The 18,441-nt window shown below is 70.2% G+C and carries 17 protein-coding genes; all 17 read right to left on the bottom strand.

All coding sequences use genetic code 11. From position 1 onward, the window contains the following. Positions 1 to 14: 14 nt before the first annotated feature. The gene (locus tag F9C12_RS14490; protein ID WP_409187080.1) at positions 15 to 1,229 is read right to left on the bottom strand and encodes a diguanylate cyclase; all 1,215 of its coding nucleotides are present in this window, start codon (positions 1,227 to 1,229) and stop codon (positions 15 to 17) included. A gap of 220 nt (positions 1,230 to 1,449) precedes the next feature. Further along, complete coding sequence (locus F9C12_RS14495) at positions 1,450 to 2,163, bottom strand: SRPBCC family protein (RefSeq protein WP_409466216.1); 714 nt, start codon at positions 2,161 to 2,163, stop codon at positions 1,450 to 1,452. Between the two features lie 134 nt (positions 2,164 to 2,297). Next, positions 2,298 to 3,152, bottom strand: a complete 855-nt coding sequence (locus F9C12_RS14500; protein ID WP_409182493.1) for an FAD binding domain-containing protein — start codon at positions 3,150 to 3,152, stop codon at positions 2,298 to 2,300. Then, positions 3,149 to 5,587: a xanthine dehydrogenase family protein molybdopterin-binding subunit gene (locus tag F9C12_RS14505; RefSeq protein ID WP_409182494.1), complete on the bottom strand. Its 2,439-nt coding sequence runs from the start codon at positions 5,585 to 5,587 to the stop codon at positions 3,149 to 3,151. Before F9C12_RS14505 ends, F9C12_RS14500 begins: the two co-directional genes overlap by 4 nt. Further along, a complete protein-coding gene (locus F9C12_RS14510) occupies positions 5,587 to 6,111 on the bottom strand; it encodes a (2Fe-2S)-binding protein (RefSeq protein WP_409182495.1) in 525 nt (174 codons plus the stop codon). The genes F9C12_RS14505 and F9C12_RS14510 overlap by 1 nt, the downstream gene beginning before the upstream one ends. A 917-nt stretch (positions 6,112 to 7,028) precedes the next feature. Then, positions 7,029 to 8,141 carry an XdhC family protein gene (locus tag F9C12_RS14515; RefSeq protein ID WP_409182496.1) on the bottom strand — a complete coding sequence of 371 codons (1,113 nt, stop codon included), beginning with the start codon at positions 8,139 to 8,141 and terminating at the stop codon, positions 7,029 to 7,031. Further along, entirely contained in the window at positions 8,134 to 9,249 is a 1,116-nt protein-coding gene (locus F9C12_RS14520; protein ID WP_409466217.1) for a vWA domain-containing protein, read from the bottom strand. The genes F9C12_RS14515 and F9C12_RS14520 overlap by 8 nt, the downstream gene beginning before the upstream one ends. A gap of 1,289 nt (positions 9,250 to 10,538) precedes the next feature. Next, positions 10,539 to 11,417: an AAA family ATPase gene (locus F9C12_RS14525; RefSeq protein ID WP_051172312.1), complete on the bottom strand. Its 879-nt coding sequence runs from the start codon at positions 11,415 to 11,417 to the stop codon at positions 10,539 to 10,541. A 221-nt stretch (positions 11,418 to 11,638) separates the two neighbouring features. Further along, positions 11,639 to 12,229: an NTP transferase domain-containing protein gene (locus F9C12_RS14530; protein WP_409466218.1), complete on the bottom strand. Its 591-nt coding sequence runs from the start codon at positions 12,227 to 12,229 to the stop codon at positions 11,639 to 11,641. A 9-nt stretch (positions 12,230 to 12,238) separates the two neighbouring features. Further along, positions 12,239 to 13,045, bottom strand: a complete 807-nt coding sequence (locus tag F9C12_RS14535; protein ID WP_409466219.1) for an IclR family transcriptional regulator C-terminal domain-containing protein — start codon at positions 13,043 to 13,045, stop codon at positions 12,239 to 12,241. A gap of 10 nt (positions 13,046 to 13,055) precedes the next feature. After that, a complete protein-coding gene (gene pcaC, locus F9C12_RS14540; RefSeq protein WP_009074285.1) occupies positions 13,056 to 13,457 on the bottom strand; it encodes a 4-carboxymuconolactone decarboxylase in 402 nt (133 codons plus the stop codon). Then, positions 13,454 to 14,233, bottom strand: coding sequence for a 3-oxoadipate enol-lactonase (gene pcaD / locus F9C12_RS14545; RefSeq protein WP_409466220.1), 780 nt, complete (start codon positions 14,231 to 14,233; stop codon positions 13,454 to 13,456). The genes pcaC and pcaD overlap by 4 nt, the downstream gene beginning before the upstream one ends. Positions 14,234 to 14,262: 29 nt before the next feature. Continuing rightward, complete coding sequence (gene pcaG, locus F9C12_RS14550; protein ID WP_409466221.1) at positions 14,263 to 14,814, bottom strand: protocatechuate 3,4-dioxygenase subunit alpha; 552 nt, start codon at positions 14,812 to 14,814, stop codon at positions 14,263 to 14,265. Then, the gene (pcaH, locus tag F9C12_RS14555) at positions 14,811 to 15,545 is read right to left on the bottom strand and encodes a protocatechuate 3,4-dioxygenase subunit beta (RefSeq protein ID WP_409182502.1); all 735 of its coding nucleotides are present in this window, start codon (positions 15,543 to 15,545) and stop codon (positions 14,811 to 14,813) included. The genes pcaG and pcaH overlap by 4 nt, the downstream gene beginning before the upstream one ends. 15 nt (positions 15,546 to 15,560) lie before the next feature. Beyond that, positions 15,561 to 16,742 (bottom strand): thiolase family protein, encoded by a 1,182-nt coding sequence (locus F9C12_RS14560; protein ID WP_409466222.1) that lies wholly within the window; start codon positions 16,740 to 16,742, stop codon positions 15,561 to 15,563. Further along, positions 16,739 to 17,494: a CoA-transferase subunit beta gene (locus tag F9C12_RS14565; protein ID WP_409182504.1), complete on the bottom strand. Its 756-nt coding sequence runs from the start codon at positions 17,492 to 17,494 to the stop codon at positions 16,739 to 16,741. Before F9C12_RS14565 ends, F9C12_RS14560 begins: the two co-directional genes overlap by 4 nt. Then, positions 17,491 to 18,300, bottom strand: a complete 810-nt coding sequence (locus F9C12_RS14570; RefSeq protein WP_409182505.1) for a CoA transferase subunit A — start codon at positions 18,298 to 18,300, stop codon at positions 17,491 to 17,493. The genes F9C12_RS14565 and F9C12_RS14570 overlap by 4 nt, the downstream gene beginning before the upstream one ends. Positions 18,301 to 18,441: the final 141 nt, after the last annotated feature.

Consider the following 18,441-nt stretch of genomic DNA (forward strand, 5'->3'; position numbering starts at 1 on the left):
CCCGGTATTTCCGCTCAGACCGCCACTCGGTTCCGGCCGCCGTCTTTCGCCCGGTACAGCGCGGCGTCGGCGGACCGCAGCACCTCGTCAAGGGTGTTGCCCGCCTGCGGATAACACGCCACCCCGACGGACACGGAGAGTCCGCTGATCCGCAGCGGACCTCCCACCGACACGGTCAGCTCCCCCACCGCGACCCGCACCCGTTCGGCGATCCCGAGCACGTCCGTGCCGCCGGTCGCGGGCAGCAGGACTACGAATTCCTCGCCGCCGAACCGGCCGACGGTGTCGCTCTGCCGCACCGAGGACTCGATCGCCACGGCCACCGCGGCCAGCACCTCGTCGCCGGTGAGGTGGCCGTACGTGTCGTTGATGCGCTTGAAGTGGTCGAGATCGATCATCAGCACGGCGAACCCGCTGCCCGCCCCGCGCCGCCGAGCCCGGGTGAATTCGCGCGTCGCCAGCTCGTGCCAGCCCGCGGTGTTGAGCAGCCCCGTCTTCTCGTCGGTCACCACCGCCACCTGCAACTGCTGCTTGAGCAGGAGGTAGCGGTGCAGCAAGAACAACGGCGGCAACACGAACACCACGAGCACCGGCTGGTGGACGAACGCCAGCGCAGCGAGCCCGCCGAGACAGAGCGTCGCCAGCTCGAAGGCGTTGTCTTCCCAGGTGCCGACGAGGTCCGCGGGCGAGCGGCTGTTCGTGTACAGGTAGATGCCCGTCGCTACGAGCACCACGTTCACCAATTCGAAGACAGCTCCGGCCAAGGCGAGCGCGAGGACGCCGTACGCGGTGTCGAGCCGCGCTTGATCCAGACCGCCGATGGTCAACACCGCAGACGCCGCGAAGCACGACAGCATCGCCCACGCGGTGCTCGCCACGAAGCGATGCGCGGGCCGCGTACGCACGTGTCGCCACACTCGCAGCCACAGATGCAGGTACAGCACCAACGCCAGCAACGCGACCCAGGCCGGCGGAAGCAGGAACGCACCGGCGAGGTACCAGACGGACGTGACGTTGATGTGCGTCTGGCCGCTCATCCACCGCCGCAGCCGCTCGATCCGGCGCGACATTTCGGCCTGCGCGATGCCCAGCCCCACCAGCACGCCGAACGAGCTGACCTGCACCGGCCCGCCGAACCCGGTCGCGAGACCGGTCACCGTGAGCGCCGCGGCGAGGGCCTCGCACCCCATCGCGTAGCCGATCCACCGCCGCCGCGCGACCGCCCACATCGCCCAGCGCGGCGGCCAGCCGCGCCAAGCCGTCACCGCGTCGCGCACCCCGATGGGGACAGGTGCCTGCGTCACGGGCGCCCCCACGCGAAATTCGGCCTACGGAAGTTGCCCAGGGTAGCGGGTCCACTCCGAAGCTAGCCGAACCGAGCGAAAACTCGCCCGCGAACTGCCCGCCGGGCACGCTCTGGGTAGAGCGAGCGGGCGTTTCCCGGGCCGGTCAGCGGCGGCGCAGCTTCCGCACGACGGCCAGCACGATCAGCAGCACGACCGCGCCCGCGGCCACCGGAGCCAGCCGCTTCGCGACGGACTGCCCCGCGTAGTCGAGCAGGTCGATCGCCTCGGTCTCGCCGGTCGAACCGCCCGCCGGAACGCTCCGCAAGTGCGGCTTCTCCTCGGCGACCGGCTTCTCCCCGGGCTTCTCCTCGGCCGCGGGCTTTTCCTCGGGCTTCTCCTCGGCCTTCGCTTCCGGAGCCGGGGCCGCTTCGGCCGGGTTCTCCAGCGAGGCCGCGAGGTTCCCCGCGAAGGTGTCGAGGATCTTGCCGCCCACCTCGGAGATGAGGCCGCGCCCGAACTGCGCCGGACGTCCGGTGATCGCCAGGTCGGTGGCGACCGCGCCGTGCGTGCCGCCGTCGCGTTCGGTGAGCGTGAGGGTGACAGTCGCCGCCGCGGTGCCGCCGCCGCGGGCGTCCTTGCCAGACGCCTTGATGACGACCTTGCGCGCCGCCTCGTCCTTCTCCAGGAACTCGCCGGTTCCCTTGTACAGCAGCGAAATCGGACCCAGCTTGACCTTCACCGTGCCCGCGAAGGTGTCCCCCTCCACCTTGGTGAGCGAGGCGCCCGGCATGCACGGGGCGACCCGCTCCGGGTCGATGACGGCCTGCCAGACCTCCCCGATCGGGGCGGGGACGGTGAATTCGTGGTCGAGCCGCACGGGCCGACCTCCTCTCCTGCACACTGCTTCGAGCCGTTGCCGTCCACCTTACGGCCGTCTCCGGCGAAGCGTTGCCGCGAAGGACTCCTTGGGGGAAGCAGAGTCCCCCAAGGAGTCCTTCCCGGCCGGTCAGCTCAGGCGCCCACCGCCGCCGCGACGGCACGCCCGGTCAGCACCCGCGCGAGATGCTGGCGGTACTCGACGTCGGAATTGCCGTCCGCGACCGGGTTGGTGCCCTCGGCCGCGTGCGCGGCGGCCGCCCGGATCGTCTCCGCGTTGGCCTGCGCGCCGAGCAACGCCTGCTCCACGCCGGTCGCCCGGACGGGGGTCGCGCCCATGTTCGTGAGCGCCACCCGGGCTTCCTCGATCACGCCGCCCTCGGTGCGCACGGTGGCCGCCACCGCGCACATCGACCAGGCCTGGGCGACCCGGTTGAACTTCTCGTAGTGCGCCCGCCAGCCGGTGTGCTTGGGCAGCCGCACCTCGACGAGCAGCTCGTCCGGGGCCAGCGCGGTGGTGAAGTAGTCCTGGAAGAACTCCGCCGCGGGCACCGTGCGGCGCCCGTCCGGACCGGCCAGCACCAGCTCGCCGTCCAGCGCGAGCACCGGGGCCAGCAGGTCCCCTGCCGGGTCCGCGTGCGCGATCGCGCCGCCGAACGTGCCGCGGTGGCGCACCTGCGGGTCCGCGACGGTGTCGGTCGCTTCCTTCACCAGCGCCGCGTGCTCGGCGATCAACGGGTCGCGCTGGACCTCGTAATGCGTCGTCATCGCACCGACCACGAGCGCGTCGCCGTCCTCGCGCACGCCGCGCATTTCGGCGATTTTCCCGAGGTCGACCAGCGTAGTCGGCGCGGCCAGCCGCATCCGCAGCACGGGCAGCAGGCTTTGCCCGCCCGCGAGCACCTTGGCGTCCTCGCCCGCCGCGGCGAGCGCCTGCACGGCTTCGTCCACCGTGGACGGAGCGACGTAGTCGAACGGGGCCGGGATCACTGGGCACCTCCGGAGGCGTCGATCGAACCGAGACCGCCGCCGGCCTCGCCGCCGGGTCCGCCGGCGTCAGCGGCGCCGCCCCGCACCGCGTTCCACACGCGCATCGGCGTGAGCGGCATTTCGATGTCGTTCACCCCGAAGTGGCGCACCGCGTCGACCACGGCGTTGACCACGGCGGGCGTCGAGGCGATCGTGCCCGCCTCGCCGACTCCCTTGGCTCCCAACGGGTTCGTGGTCGACGGCGTTTCCGTGCGGTCCGTGGTGAACGACGGCAGGTCGGCCGCCGAGGGCAGCAGATAGTCGGCGAACGTGCCGGTGGTGAGCGTGCCGCTCTCGTCGTGCACGGCCTCCTCGAACAACGCCTGCGCGATGCCTTGTGCGAGCCCGCCGTGCACCTGGCCTTCCACGATCAGCGGGTTGACCACCTTGCCGACGTCGTCCACGCAGACGTACGAACGCAGTTTCACCTGGCCGGTCTCAGTGTCCACTTCGGCCGCGCACAGGTGCGTGCCGTGCGGGAAGGAGAAGTTCTCCGGATCGAAGGTGGCGTCGGAATCCAGCGACGGTTCGACACCGTCCGGCAGGTTGTGCGCGGCGAACACGGCGAGCGCGACGTCCTGGATCGTCGTCGACGAATCCGTGCCCTTCACGGTGAACTTGCCGCCGGAGAACTCGAGGTCGTCCTCCGAGCATTCCAGCAGATGCGCGGCGATCGGTTTCGCCTTCGCGACCACCTTCTCCGCCGCCTTGACGATCGCGATGCCGCCGACGACCAGTGACCGCGAACCGTAAGTGTCGAGGCCCTTGTGCGAGGACTGCGTGTCGCCGTGCAGCACTTCGACGTCCTCGAAGGCCACACCGAGCTGGTCGGCCACGATCTGGCTCCACGCCGTCTCGTGTCCCTGTCCGTGTGCCGACGCACCCGTGGTGACCTCGACCTTGCCGGTCGGCAGCATCCGCAGCGACGCGTATTCCCAGCCGCCAGCGCCGTAGTCGAGCGAGCCCAGCACCCGCGACGGCGCGAGCCCGCACATCTCGGTGAACGTCGAGACCCCGATGCCGAGCTGCACCGGATCGTTCGCCTCGCGGCGTTCCTTCTGCTCGCGGCGCAGCGCGTCGTAGCCGAAAAGCTCCTTCGCCTTTTCGGTCGCGGCCTCGTAGTTGCCGGAGTCGTAGGTGAGCCCGCAGACCGTGGTGAACGGGAATTCCTCGTGCTTGATCCAGTTCTTTTCGCGCAGCTCGATCGGGTCCATGCCGAGTTCGTCGGCCAGCTCGTCCATGATCCGCTCGATCGCGAACGTCGCTTCCGGACGGCCCGCGCCGCGGTAGGCGTCGGTGAGCGTGGTCGTGGTGAACACGTTGGTGCAGGCGAAGTGGTAGGCCGGGATCTTGTAGATCGCGTTGAACATGAACGCGCCGAGGATCGGCACGCCCGGCCCGACCAGGCCGTTGTACGCGCCGAGGTTGGCGAGCAGTTCGACCTTGAGCCCGGTGACCGTGCCGTCGGACTTCGCCGAGATCGTGATGTCCTGGATCTGGTCGCGGCCGTGGTGCGCGGCGAGCATCGTCTCGGACCGGGATTCGTTCCACTTCACCGGTTTGCCGAGCTTGTTCGCGACGAGCACGGTCATCATTTCCTCGGGCAGCACGCCGATCTTGCCGCCGAACCCGCCGCCGACGTCCGGCGCGATCACGCGCAGCTTGTGCTCCGGGATGCCCAGCGTCAGCGCGGACATCACGCGCAGGATGTGCGGCACCTGGGTGGCCGACCACATGGTCAGCTGCGCGCCGGTCGGGTCGACCACGCACGCGCGCGGCTCCATGAACGCGGGCACCAATCGCTGCTGGCGGAACCGCCGCTTCAGCACGACCTCCGAAGAGGACAGTGCCTCCTCGACGTTGCCGCCAGTGCCCGCCTCGGCCGAGTCGAAGACCCAGAACGCGTTCTTGTTGCTGCCGAGTTCCTCGTGCACCAGCGGCGCGTCCTCGGCGAGCGCGGCTTCGAGGTCGAGCACCGGCGGCAGTTCGTCGTACTCGACCTCGATCGCCTCGAGCGCGTCATGCGCCTCCGCGGACGACCGCGCGACCACCACAGCCACGCCCTCGCCAGCGAAATTCACCCGATCCGCCGCCAGCACCGGACGCCGCGGCGCAGCCATGTCCGGCGTGATCGGCCACGCGCACGGCATGCCGATCGCCCCCTCGGGATCGAGGTCAGCAGCGGTGTAAACGGCGACGACCCCGGGCGATTCCTTGGCCGCGGACGTGTCGATCGAAACGATCTTCGCGTGCGCCAGCGGACTCCGCAGCACCGCGAGATGCAGCATGCCCGGCAACGCGATGTTGTCCGTCCACCGAGTACGCCCGGTGATCAGCCGCTCGTCTTCCTTGCGCCGACGGGACTTTCCTACCTCAGGCTCGATCGTGGCAGTCATCATTCACCACCCACGCCGACGTGGTTGGCCTGCTCGATTTTCTCGGCTTCCGGCCCCGCACCAGGACTCATGTGCTTCGCGGCGGCGCGAACCGCCTTCACGATGTTCTGGTAACCGGTGCAGCGGCAAAGATTGCCCTCGAGCCCCTCGCGAACGGCCTGCTCGTCGGGGTCCGGGTTGTCCGCGAGCAGGTCGATGGACTGCATGATCATGCCCGGCGTGCAGAACCCGCACTGCAATGCGTGATTGTCGTGGAAGGCTTGCTGGACGGGGTGCAACTGGCCGTCGCGGGCCAGCCCCTCGATGGTGGTGACCTCGCATCCGTCGGCCTGCACGGCGAGAACGGAACAGGATTTCACGCTGTGTCCGTCGAGATGGACGGTGCACGCGCCGCAGTTGCTGGTGTCGCACCCGACAACGGTGCCCACCTTCCCGACTCGTTCCCGTAAGTAATGGACGAGCAGGGTGCGCGGCTCGACGTCATCGGTGTATTTCGTGCCGTCGACAGTGACGGTGATGCGCATCAAAGGCCTCCAAGTGCAAATGCCCGCCAACCCTCCCGGCGGAGGCGGCGGGCCGGTTCGGGAACGGCCAAGGCGCGATGCGTGATCGGCCTCACAGGGGAGCGTGCTACGCCTTTCGCGCGCGGACAAGTCCTGATGTCACACGTCGGTCCTGCCGTTCCGCAGGTGCGGGTTTGTCGCGCGTTTTGAGACGCAGTTGCGTGAAGCCGGACGGGTGATTTTTCAGCCCCGCCCTCGGCGGCGGATCTTCCCGGGGGGACGCGGTTTCGGGTCGGGGGTTCACCGGTTTCGTTGCTGGGCTGGGGTTTCCCGGTCGGGCTGCACCAGCCGCCGGTCTCGCGCCTCGCAGCAGCCGGTCAGCTGCCGAAATACTCAACTGCGCCGCCTGCCCGGATCTCGCTCTCGCACCGGGATCTCCCTCTCGCACCGGCCAACGATCCCGGCACGCACGGCGTCTGACGAACTCAGCTGTCCCGCCTCGCCAGCGCCACTCCCGGATCCCCAGCTGGGCCAGCCACCGGCCCCCGCAGCATCCTGTGAACCGCCGGACTACCCAGCAACCCACCTCACCGGCGCCACGCCCGAATCCCAACCGCACCAGCCGCTGGACCCCGGCCGAGAAGCATTCCGCGAACCGCCGGGCCGCCCAGCAGCCTGCCCCATCAGCGCCACTCCCGAATCTCCAGCCGCGCCAACCCACGGACCCCTGCCCGCACAGCGTCCCGCGAACCGCCGGACCACCCAGCAACCCACCTCACCGGCGCTACTCCCGAATCCCAACCGCACCAGCCGCCGGACCCCGGTCGAGAAGCCTCCCGCCAAGCCGCTGGACCATCCAGCAACCCGCCCCACCAGCGCCGCTCGAGAATCCCAGCCGCCGGTCCCGGCGCAAACGCTTGCCGCTCGCCGCCGTCCGGTCAGCTGTGGATCCGCCCGCTCAACGCCGCCAGCCGCTGTCCGGTCCCGCTCCAGCGCAGCGCGATGATCTCCGCCGCGATCGACACCGCCGTCTCCTCCGGCGTGCGCGCGCCGAGGTCGAGCCCGATCGGCGACGACAGGCGTTCCAGCTCGCTCTCGGTGATCCCCGCCTCGCGAAGCCGCGCGAACCGGTCGTCGTGCGTCTTGCGGGAACCCATCGCGCCGACGTACCCGACGTCGAGCCGCAGCGCGACCTCCAGCAGCGGCACGTCGAACTTCGGGTCGTGCGTGAGCACCGCGATCGCCGTCCGCCCGTCGATCCGGCCCGCCTCGGCCTCGGCCTTCAGATAGCGGTGCGGCCAGTCGACGACCACGTCGTGCGCCTCCGGGAACCGGCTGCTGGTCGCGAACACCGGGCGCGCGTCGCACACCGTCACCTGGTACCCGAGATAAGCACCCATCCGTGCCATCGCGGCGGCGAAGTCGATGGCGCCGAACACGAGCAGTCGCGGCGGCGGCTCGAAGGAGTTCACGAAAACCGCCATGCCCTCGCCGCGCCGCTGCCCGTCCGGTCCATAATGGAGCGTGCCGGTGCGTCCGGCGGCGAGGAGCCCGCGCGCGTCGTCCGCGACCGCGTCGTCCATCCGCGACGAGCCAAGGGACCCCTCGACCCGGTCCGGCCACACGATCATGTGCTCGCCGACCAGCCCGGGCGTCTCGTGCTCCACGATCGTGACCACCGCGACCGGCTCGCCGCCGCGCACCGATTCGACGACGCGCTCCAGCTCCGGCATCGATTCCCGGTCCACCGGCTCGACGTAGATGTCGATGATCCCGCCGCAGGTCAGCCCGACCGCGAAGGCGTCGTCGTCGCTGACCCCGTAGCGCTGCAGCACCGGCTTCCGCTCGGCGACGACCTCGTTGGCCAGCTCGTACACCGCGCCCTCGACGCAGCCGCCGGACACGCTCCCGACGACCGTGCCGTCCGGCGCGACCATCATCGACGCGCCCGGAGCCCGCGGCGCCGACGAGAACGTGGCCACCACCGTGCCGAGCCCGACCGTTTCGCCCGCCTGCCAGCGGCGGTACACGTCGTCCAGTACGTCACGCATCGGCAATCTCCCCGAGGAGTCGTTCCAACGTCGCCAGGCTGTGCCCGGCCAGCAGCCGGTCGATGTGCGGCAGGGCGGCCACGATGCCGGATTGGACCGGAGCATAACCCTCGTGCCCTGCGTGCGGATTCACCCAGAATACGGCGTGCGCGAGACGGCGCAGCCGGCCAAGCTGTTCGGCCAGCAGGCTGACGTCGCCGCGCTCCCACCCGTCGGAGAACACGGTGACTACCGCGCGTCGCGCGAACCCGCGTTGTCCCCAACGGTCGAGAAACACCCGCAGCGTCTCGCCAAGCCGTGTCCCACCAGCGAAATCGGGCACCGCGGTACCCGCGGCGAGCATGGCCTGCTCCGGATCGCGCTGCCGGAGCTGCCGGGACACTCGCGTCATCCGAGTGCCCAGCGTAAACACCTCGACCGACATCGGCGCCGCCCGCGCGACGACGTGCGCGAACCGCAGCAACGCGTCGGCATACGGGCTCATCGAGCCGGAAACGTCGATCAGCAAAACGACTTTCCGCGCCCGCGTCCCCCGCCGATGATGCGCCAGCCGAACGGGCTCGCCACCGGACGCGAGCATCGCCCGGAGAGTCCGCGCCGGATCAAGCGCACCCCGATGCGCAGCCGTCCGCCGCGCCGCTCGCCGACGAGGCAGCACGGGCCGCAACGTCGCCAGCAACTCGCGCAAATGCGCCCGCTCGGCCTTGGTGAGTTCGGCGAGATCCCGATGCCGCAACACCTCGTGATCGCTCGCCGCGACCCGCAGCGTGTCGTGAGATTCCTGGGTGCTGTCCCCGTCGCCGCCGGCCGCGACGAGCGGAGCGATCCGAGCCTGCTTCCGCACCGGAGTCCCCGACGTCGCCTTTGGGCTCTCGTCCCCCTCAAACCACCGTGCGAACGCTTTCTCGTAGCGAGGCAGGTCGTCGGGGTCGGAGCAAAGGGTCAACCGCCCGACCCAGTACAACTGCGTCGGACGAGCGACATCGACTTTCGCCACGGCGGACAGGTAAGCCTGCACCCGCCGCGCGTCACAGGCGACGCCCGCCTCCCGCAACGCCGCCGCGAACCCCGCATAACCAGCAAGCGGGTCAGCGACTTCGATGCTCATGCTCCCCATTGTGACCCCCACCCGGGAAACCGCGCCGCGACAGCCGATCCGGATTTGCCCGAACGCCCCTCACCCGCGACCGGTTCAGCCGCCCTGAGCCGCGACCGCTCGACCACAAGCCGCGGCCGGTCGCCCGTGATCTTGGCGCGCAGGAATTTCCGCCCGCGCGGAGGTTCCCGGCCAGCCAGAAGCTCTTGGGCACACGAGGGTTCCGGCTTGAGCTGCTCCAGCTCGCCAGTATTCCTCCGCACCGCCATTCCAGTGTGAACCGCGTCGAACCCACGGATGTTCCGGCTCGCGCCAACTCGACCCGCTCCGCGGCATCCGAGCAGCCTGCATGCCGTTCCATCCAGCGCGGGCCACCTTGCCCCTGCAGGAGAAGAACCGCACCACGAAGCGACGCCCAGCCGACACCACGGCTCGCACCCCCGGCCCTCCAGCCGAACGCCGCGTCCGCGCTCCAGCCTCGCCCGCCCGAACGCTCGCCGTTCCAGCCCTTCCTGCACAACGCAACAGCTCCCGCACCAGCCAGCCAGCCGAACGCCACGCTCACGCGCGGGCCTGCAGCCCAACGCCACAGCTCGCGCTACACCTCGGTCATCCGGCCAACCGCCATGCTCGCACTCCTGCCGCGCAGGGGAACGTTCGAGTCCATTGCCTCCGACCAAACGCCACAGCTCACGCTCCGACCTCTAGCCGAACGCCACGACTCACGCTCCGCCTCAGGCCCGTGGCCACGACTCACGCCCCGACCCTCCAGCCCAACGCCATGGCTCACTCCGGCCGTCCGGTCGCGCTCCCTGCGTCACGACTCACGCCCGGCCCTCCGGCCAAACGCCGCCGCACAGAAGCCCACGGAAACCCCGCACTCGAGGCCAAGCCGACACCGCACCAACTCCCCAGCCGGGTCGTCGCCCACGGCAAGCCAAGCACGCCACCCGCACCACGGTCCCGAAGGCTCCCGCCGGCCAAGGCGTCGGCGAAAGGGCGGCCGCGCACGCCGTCCCGCCTCCGGGACAGCGTGCGCGGACCGTGGTTGCGCGCAGCGGCCAGCCTCGGTAGCGCAAGGCGGGCGCGCGGAACCTTCAGGAAAGAACGGGAACTCAGCGGACAGCCAGGAGGGCAGTCCGGACGAAGTCGGTCACGAGCCCTCCTTCCGGCACAGTCACAGTCACAAGCTCAGGCAAATATCAGTGAAGTCGGCGAAGTCATTCAGTGATGCTTCAAGCATGCCCGATCCCCGCGGCCGCCGCAACGGAATTACCGCACAGTCCACAATAGACAGAACCTCAGGAGAACAGCGTGTCCAGCTTCGCCCGCACCCGGTCGAGGTCCTCGCTGTATTTCAGCACCGCGCCCAGGGTGCGCGCGGCCGTCGCGGCGTCTAGTTCGTCGCGCTGGAGAGCGAGCAAAGCCCTTGCCCAGTCGAGAGATTCGGCGACACCCGGCGGTTTCAAAAGGTCCATTGCCCGCAGCCGGTGCACGGCGTCGGCGATCTGGCGCGCGAGCGTCTCGCCGATCCCGGGCAGCCGACGGCGCAGGATGCTGATTTCCCGGGCCAGGTCCGGGTGCTCGAGCCAGTGGTAAAGGCACCGGCGCTTGAGCGCGTCGTGCACCTCGCGGGTCCGGTTGGACGTCAGCACGACGAGCGGCGGCTGCTCGGCCCGCACCTCGCCGTACTCCGGGATCGTGACCGTGTATTCGTCCAGCAACTGCAGCAGGAACGCCTCGAACTCGTCGTCCGCGCGATCGATCTCGTCCACCAGCAGCACACACGGCGTCGTAGTCAGCGCCTGCAGCAGCGGACGCGCGAGCAGGAAACGCTCCGTGTACAGCGAACGCTCGGCAGTTTCCGCGTCGAGCCGTCCGCCGTCGGCCGCTTCGAGGGCCCGCAGGTGCAGGAGCTGCCGAGGGAAGTCCCATTCGTAGAGCGCCTGCGCGGCGTCGATGCCCTCGTGACACTGAAGCCGCACCAACGGCCACTTCAGCGCCTCGGACAAGGCCAGCGCCAGCGAGGTCTTCCCGGTGCCCGGCTCGCCTTCGCAGAAGAGCGGACGCTGCATCTGCGTCGCGAGGAATCCCGCGGTGGCCAGCCCCTCGTCGGCGAGGTAACCGGTGGTGTCGAGGGCGGCCGCGAGCGCGTCGGGCGAGGCGAGGGACTCTGTCACGCCCCCGATCGTAGATCCGAGACCGTCAAGTTCGCCGTTCGCCGCCACCTGCCCTCCGATCCGACGGGTTCAGCCATGCTCCGGTAAGCCGCCTCTGGACTGCAGCTTCAGCGAAGCACTGTGCGCCGCCGCCTCGTCCGGACAAGACAAGCTCTCTCGCCAACCCAACGAGGCCCTTGCCGGATTTCCCTCGCCGACCGCACCGCGCACCACCGCACGATTCATCGCCGCTCCGCGCCAGGCCCGGCCAGGTCCCCGGGCCGATCGACGTCACTGCCGCTCCCGAGATCGCCGCACTCGACCAGCCGCACGTCAGCACGCCCGCGCAACCAGTCCCGCGCCCCGTGGTCCCCTCTCGCCGATCCCGCGATCTCGCCCCACCAACGCCGCCCGAACAGCACCGGATGCCCGGGAACCCCCTGGTAAGCGGCCCGCGCGACCGCGTCCTCGGAAGCCTCTCCGACGATCCGCTCGAGCGCCGCCGCCGGAACCCACGGCAAATCCACCAGGTGCACGAGCACCGCCACCGCCGGCTCCCCGGTCAGCGATTCCAGCCCAGCCTTCAGCGACTCCCCCATCCCGGCCTGCCACCGCGGAGCGAGCACCGCAGTGACGTCCGGCGGCAAGAGCTCCCGGACCTGCTCAGCCGACGCACCGACCACTACCCGCACCGAGGCGCATCCGGCCTCGGCCAGGTTCCGCACCGCTCGCCGGACCAGCGGCTCCCCGTCATACTCGACCAGCGCTTTGGGCCCGCCGAACCGCCTCCCCGCCCCGGCGGCGAGCAGCAGTCCGGCAACCGGTTGCGTCATCGGCGCTCCTCAGCCCTGGGCCGCACGCCCGGGCGCGACCGTGGCGAGTTCGGCCGAAATGGCGGCCGCGGTCTTGAGCAACGGCGGAACGAACTCGGTCCGGACAGTCTCGACCGACGTCCGGCTCGCGTGCGTCGAGATGTTGACCGCGGCGACCGCGCGCCCCGCCCGGTTGCGAATCGGCGCGGCGACCGAGCGAAGGCCTTCTTCGAGTTCCTGGTCGACCATCGCCCAGCCCTGCTCCCGGACCTTCGCCAGCTCGGCTTCGAGCGCGGTGCGGTGGGTGAGCGTGTGCGGGGTCAGCCGGTCGAGGTCGGCGACGATGAAATAGGCGTTGAGTTCGGTCCGGTCCATGTCGGCGAGCAGCACGTGCCCCATCGACGTGGCATGCGCGGGGAACCGCGTGCCGACGTTGATGCTCACCGTCATGATCCGCGACACCGCGACGCGCGCGACGTACACGATGTCGGCGATCTCCAGCACCGACACAGAACTCGACTCGTGCACCTCCGCCGACAGCCGCTCCAGGTGCGGTTGCGCGATCTCGGCCAGGCTGAGGCTGGACAGGTACGCGTAGCCGAGTTCCAGCACGCGCGCGGTGAGCGAGAAGTACTTCCCGTCGGTGCGGACGTAGCCGAGGTCCACGAGCGTGAGCAGGAACCGGCGCGCGGCCGCACGGGTCAGCCCGGTGGCACGTGCGACGTCGCTGAGCGTCGGATGCGGCGCCTCGGCGCTGAACGCCTTGATCACCGCCAGCCCGCGTTCCAGCGACTGCACGTGGTGCGCACCGCGTTCGGCCTGGTCGTCGGATTCCATGCGGCGAACCCTATCCGGCCGGCGGCTGGGCGGTGGGTTCTCCCAGCTCCGCGAGGACGCGCTGGGCGATGCCGATCGCGGTGTTCGCCGCCGGCACCCCCGCGTAGACGCCGGTGTGCAGCAGGACCTCGCGGATCTCGTCCGCGGTGAGCCCGTTGCGCACCGCCGCGCGGACGTGCATCGCCAGCTCGTCGTGGCAGTGCAGCGCGGTGAGCGCGGCCAGCGTGATGCAGCTGCGGGTCCGCCGGTCGAGGCCGTCGCGCGTCCACACCGAACCCCATGCCGCTTCGGTGATGTACTCCTGGAACGGCTTGCTGAACTCGGTGGTCCGCGCGACCGCCCGGTCGACATGTTCGTCGCCGAGCACCTCGCGGCGCACCCGCATGCCCGCCTCGTAGCGGTCTCCGGTCACTGGCCCTCCGTGATCCGCTCGAGGATCAGCCGGGTGAATTCCTCCGGCTGTTCATAGCTGCCCAGGTGCGCGGCGGAAGCGACGACCTCGAGCCGGGCGCCGGGGATCCCGTCCGCGATGGCCTTCCCGTGCGGTTCGGCGGGCGTCGACGGGTCTTCCGCACCCGCGATCACCAGCGTCGGGACGGAGATCTTCGGCAGGTCGCCGGTGAGGTCCATCCGCTCGATCACCTCGCAGCAGCCGGCGTACCCCTCGTCAGGCTGGGCCTCGATCATCTCGCGCAGGTACGCGACCTGGTCCGGATGCGCCTGCGCGTAACCCGGCGTAACCCAGCGCCCGACGCCGGCTTCCGCGACCGCCTTGGTGCCCTCCGCCCGCACGAGGCGTGCGCGATCGACCCACATCTCGGGCGGCCCGAGCCGCGCTGACGTGCAGCACAGCGTGAGGCTCGCCAACCGTTCCGCGGCGTGCGCGCCGAGCCACATCCCGGTCATCCCGCCGAGCGACAGGCCGACGAAATGCGCGCGCTCGACGCCGAGGTCATCGAGCAGCCCCAGCACGTCACCGCCCAGATCAGCCAGGTCGTACGGTCCCGGCGGCACCGGCGACGCCCCGTGGCCGCGCGTGTCGTACCGGACCACGCGGAACCCGCGTTCGGTCAGCGGCGCGACCTGCGGCTCCCACATCCGGTGGTCGCTGCCGATCGAGTTGGAGAACACCACCACCGGACCCGCCTCCGGGCCTTCGACGACCCGGTGCACCCGGACACTGCTCACGTTCGAACCTCCACAATGGACACGGCCGGTCAGACCGCGAAGAACACCGTCTCGCCTTCGCCTTGCAAACGCACGTCGAACCGGTAGTCGGCACCGTCCTTCTTGGCCAGCAACGTATCCCGCCGTTCCTCGGGAACGCTCGCCAGCACGGCGTCGCCGGCGTTGTCCTGGTCCTCGAAGTAAATGCGCGTGACGACCCGGTTCAGCAGCCCGCGGGCGAACACCGACACGTCGATGTGCCGCGCCTGCGGAGCCCCGGACGCGTCCGGCACGATGCCGGGCAGCACCGTGAGAATCCGGTACTGGCCCTGGTCGTCGGTCGGGCACCGGCCGAATCCGCGGAACGGAGCGGCGGGTTTGCCGCGCGGGTCGTCGGGGTGGTCGAACCCGCCGTCCGGATCGGCCTGCCACGTCTCGATCATCGCGTCGGGGACCGGGTTGCCCGCGCCGTCGTACACCCCGCCGCGGATCCACACCGCGCCTTCGGTGCCTTCCGGGACCACGAACGGCCCGTCGTCCCACGGCAGTCCGATGGACAGGTACGGCCCGACGGTCTGCGAAGGTGTGCTCTCCAGCCTCACTCGTCCTCCTCCTCGTCCTCGAACACCGACTGTTCGCGCCCGCGCACCACGATGTCGAACTGGAACGCCAACGCCCATTCTTCCTCGGTGCGGTCGAGGTCGAACCGGGAGATCATCCGCTGCCGCGCCTTCTCGTCCGGAATGGAGTTGAAGATCGGGTCCTGCGAGAACAGCGGATCGTCCGGGAAGTACATCTGGGTGACGAGCCGCTGGGTGAACGCCGAGCCGAACACCGAGAAGTGGATGTGCGCGGGACGCCAGGCGTTGTCGTGGTTCTTCCACGGGTACGCGCCGGGCTTGATGGTGGTGAACTCGTAGCGCCCGTCGTCGTCGGTCAGCGTGCGGCCGAGCCCGTCGAAGTTCGGGTCGAGCGGGGACGGCCAGCGGTCGCCGGTGTGCCGGTAGCGGCCGCCCGCGTTGGCCTGCCAGATCTCCACGAGCGAGTTGCGGATCGGCCGGCCGTCGCCGTCGAGAAGCCTGCCGGTGACGATGATCCGCTGGCCCTGCGGCTCGCCCGCGTGCTGGCGGGTGAGGTCGTTGTCGAACTCGCCGAGCCGCCCCGGGCCGAGCAGCGGACCGGTGACCTCGGTGAGCATCTGCGGCAGCAGGACCAGCGGCTGCTTCGGATGCCGCAGCGCGGTGGACCGGTACGGCGCGTAGTCGAGCGGCGGGTGGGTGCCGTCCGGATCGGGCCGGTACTGCGGCAGGCGCCGGTCGGTCGGTGTGGCCACGATGCCTCCCCTTTCTCAGCGATTCTCGAGCACGACAGCGAGACCCTGGCCGACGCCGATGCAGATCGCCGCGAGGCCCCAGCGACCGCCGGTGCGGCGGAGCTGGTGCGCCAGCGTGCCGATGATCCGGCCGCCGGACGCGCCGAGCGGGTGCCCGATCGCGATGGCCCCGCCGTTGACGTTGACGATCTCCGGGTCCAGCTTCGACCATTCTTTCAGGCAGGCCAGCGATTGCGCCGCGAACGCCTCGTTGAGTTCCACCGCCGCGAGGTCGTCCCAGCCGATGCCGGCCCGTTCCAGCGCGATTTCCGCGGCGCGCACCGGGCCGATGCCGAACACGTCCGGGTCGACCCCCGCGGCACCGCGTCCGGCGATCCGGGCCAGCGGCGTCTTGCCGAGCCGCTCGGCCGCGGCCTCGTCGCCGAGCAGCAACGCCGACGCACCGTCGTTCAGCGGCGACGCGTTGCCCGCCGTGACGGTGCCATTTTCCTTGCGGAACACCGTTTTCAGCTTCGCGAGCTTCTCGGGCGAGGAGTCCGGGCGGATGCCCTCGTCCCGGGTCAGCTCGACGCCTTCGACCGGAACCACGTGGTCGTCGTAGAAGCCCTCGTCCCACGCCCGCGCGGCGTTCACGTGACTGCGCGCGGCGAACGCGTCCTGCTCTTCTCGGCCGATGCCGTAACGCTCGGCGAGCAGTTCGGTCGACTCGCCGAGGGAAACGGTCCACTGCGACGGCATCGCCGGGTTGACCATCCGCCAGCCGAGCGCCGTGTTGTACAGCGTCTGGTTGCCGGCCGGGAAAGCCTTGTCCGGCTTCGGCATCACCAGCGGCGAGCGGCTCATCGACTCGACGCCGCCCGCGACCGCCAGCGACGCGTCGCCGACCTGGATCGCCCGGCTCGCCTGCATGGTCGCTTCGACGCCGGACCCGCACAGCCGGTTCACCGTCGCGCCGGGCACCGAGGTCGGCCATCCGGCGAGGAGCGCGGCCATCCGCGCCACGTTGCGGTTGTCCTCGCCCGCCCCGTTGGCGTCGCCGAGCAGCACTTCGTCTACAGTGGACGGATCGAGGCCGTTGCGCTCGGCTAGCGCCCGAAGGACACCCGCGGCCAGGTCGTCAGGACGCACTCCGGAAAGGGCGCCGCCATAGCGCCCGAAGGGAGTGCGGATCGCGTCGAGGATGTATGCGTCGCTCATTCGCCGGCCTTCTTCAGTTCGCGGAGCAGGGTCAGTTCGCGTTCGGTGGGCGCGGGGGTGGTCTTGAGGTCCGCGGCCGTCTTCAGTGTCCACCCCGTCGCTTCCACGACCTGGTCCAGCTCGACCCCGGGGTGCAGTTCGGTGAGCGTGAGCTCCGCGGTTTCCGGGTCGGGCCGCATCAGGCCGAGGTCCGTGACCACGAGCGTCGGCCCGGCTCCGCGCAGGCCGAGCCGTTCGCGGTCGCCGCGCCCGGAGCCGTGGCCGAACGACGTCACGAAGTCGACCTTGTCCACGAACGTCCGCTTGCTCTGCCGCAGCACGACGAATACTTCCTTGCAGGACGCGGCGATCTCCGGCGCCCCGCCCGCGCCGGGCAGGCGCACCTTCGGATCGCGGTAGTCGGAACCGATGACCGTGGTGTTGATGTTGCCGAATTTGTCGAGCTGCGCGGCACCGAGGAACCCGACGTCGATCCGGCCGGGCTGCAGCCAGTAGTTGAACACCTCGGGCACGCTGACGACCGCGTCGGCGGTGTCGGCCAGTTCGCCGTCGCCGATCGACAGCGGCAGCCTGCTGGGTTTCGCGCCGAGACAACCCGATTCGTAGATCAGCGTGAGGTTCGGGGCGTGCGTGCGCCGGGCCAGGTTCGCCGCCGTGCTGGGCAATCCGATCCCGACGAAGCACGACATGCCCTCGCCGAGCGCGCGGGCCGCGGCGATGCTCATCATCTCGTCAGCGGTGTACTCGCTCATGCCTTCACCCCGGTCAGGTCGTTCAGCCACTTGGCGAATTCCTCGCGGTCCCGTCCGATCTCGTCCCACGCTTGATACGCCGCGTTGTCTCGCTCGTAGTACCCGGCGGCATAGGACGGCGCCGCGCCGCGCGGCACCTCGGCCACCGCGGTGACCGCCCAGGACGGAAGGACCAGCGCGCCCGGCCGCGGCTCCAGCTCGTTCACGACCTCCTCGACGGTGACCAGCGACCGCTTCGCCGCGAGCACCGCTTCCTTCTGCACCCCCGCGATGCCCCACAGCTGAACGTTGCCCGCCCGGTCGGCCCGCTGTGCGTGCACGATCGTGACGTCCGGGTTCAGCGCGGGCACCGCGGTGAGCTGCTCGCCGGTGAACGGACAGGTGATCGGCTTGATCGTGTCCGTCTGCGCGGGCAGATCGGTGCCGGTGTAGCCGCGCAGCACGGCGAACGGCAACCCGGAAGCTCCTGCGACATAACGGTTCGCCATGCCCGCGTGGCTGTGTTCCTCGATCTCCAGCGGCGCCGGCCACGCGTGCTGCACGGCGTCGCGGAACCGGTGCAGCGAGCCGACCCCGGGGTTGCCGCCCCATGAAAAGATCAGCTTGCTCGCACACCCCGCGCCGATGAGCTGGTCGTAGACGATGTCCGGCGTCATCCGCACGAGCGTGAGGTTCCTCCTGCCCTGACGGATGATCTCGTGCCCGGCCGCCACGGGGATGAGGTGCGTGAAGCCTTCGAGAGCGACGGTGTCTCCGTCGTGCACCAGCTCGGCGACCGCCTCGCCGAGCGACAGCACCCTTGCCATCACGAGCCCTTCCGTCTGGATCTTCCTGTTTTCCGCCGTTCCGTGCTAGCGTGTTCGCATAGCGCACAGAAGTTCTACATGAGAACATAGCACGATCCGGCCGCCCGTGGGAGTGCCAAAGGGTGAAGCGGACGTCCGGAG

Source organism: Amycolatopsis sp. GA6-003 (assembly GCF_046267895.1).
Taxonomy (GTDB): Bacteria; Actinomycetota; Actinomycetes; order Mycobacteriales; family Pseudonocardiaceae; genus Amycolatopsis.

What these genes read in the sequence shown, in the direction of transcription:
- F9C12_RS14515 (WP_409182496.1), bottom strand. Translation starts at nt 8,141, where the DNA reads ATGCGTGACGTACTGGACGACGTGTACCGCCGCTGGCAGGCGGGCGAA.
- F9C12_RS14510 (WP_409182495.1), bottom strand. Translation starts at nt 6,111, where the DNA reads ATGCGCATCACCGTCACTGTCGACGGCACGAAATACACCGATGACGTC.
- F9C12_RS14535 (WP_409466219.1), bottom strand. Translation starts at nt 13,045, where the DNA reads ATGGAATCCGACGACCAGGCCGAACGCGGTGCGCACCACGTGCAGTCG.
- F9C12_RS14560 (WP_409466222.1), bottom strand. Translation starts at nt 16,742, where the DNA reads ATGAGCGACGCATACATCCTCGACGCGATCCGCACTCCCTTCGGGCGC.
- F9C12_RS14505 (WP_409182494.1), bottom strand. Translation starts at nt 5,587, where the DNA reads ATGACTGCCACGATCGAGCCTGAGGTAGGAAAGTCCCGTCGGCGCAAG.
- F9C12_RS14530 (WP_409466218.1), bottom strand. Translation starts at nt 12,229, where the DNA reads ATGACGCAACCGGTTGCCGGACTGCTGCTCGCCGCCGGGGCGGGGAGG.
- F9C12_RS14520 (WP_409466217.1), bottom strand. Translation starts at nt 9,249, where the DNA reads ATGAGCATCGAAGTCGCTGACCCGCTTGCTGGTTATGCGGGGTTCGCG.
- F9C12_RS14490 (WP_409187080.1), bottom strand. Translation starts at nt 1,229, where the DNA reads ATGTGGGCGGTCGCGCGGCGGCGGTGGATCGGCTACGCGATGGGGTGC.
- F9C12_RS14565 (WP_409182504.1), bottom strand. Translation starts at nt 17,494, where the DNA reads ATGAGCGAGTACACCGCTGACGAGATGATGAGCATCGCCGCGGCCCGC.
- F9C12_RS14570 (WP_409182505.1), bottom strand. Translation starts at nt 18,300, where the DNA reads ATGGCAAGGGTGCTGTCGCTCGGCGAGGCGGTCGCCGAGCTGGTGCAC.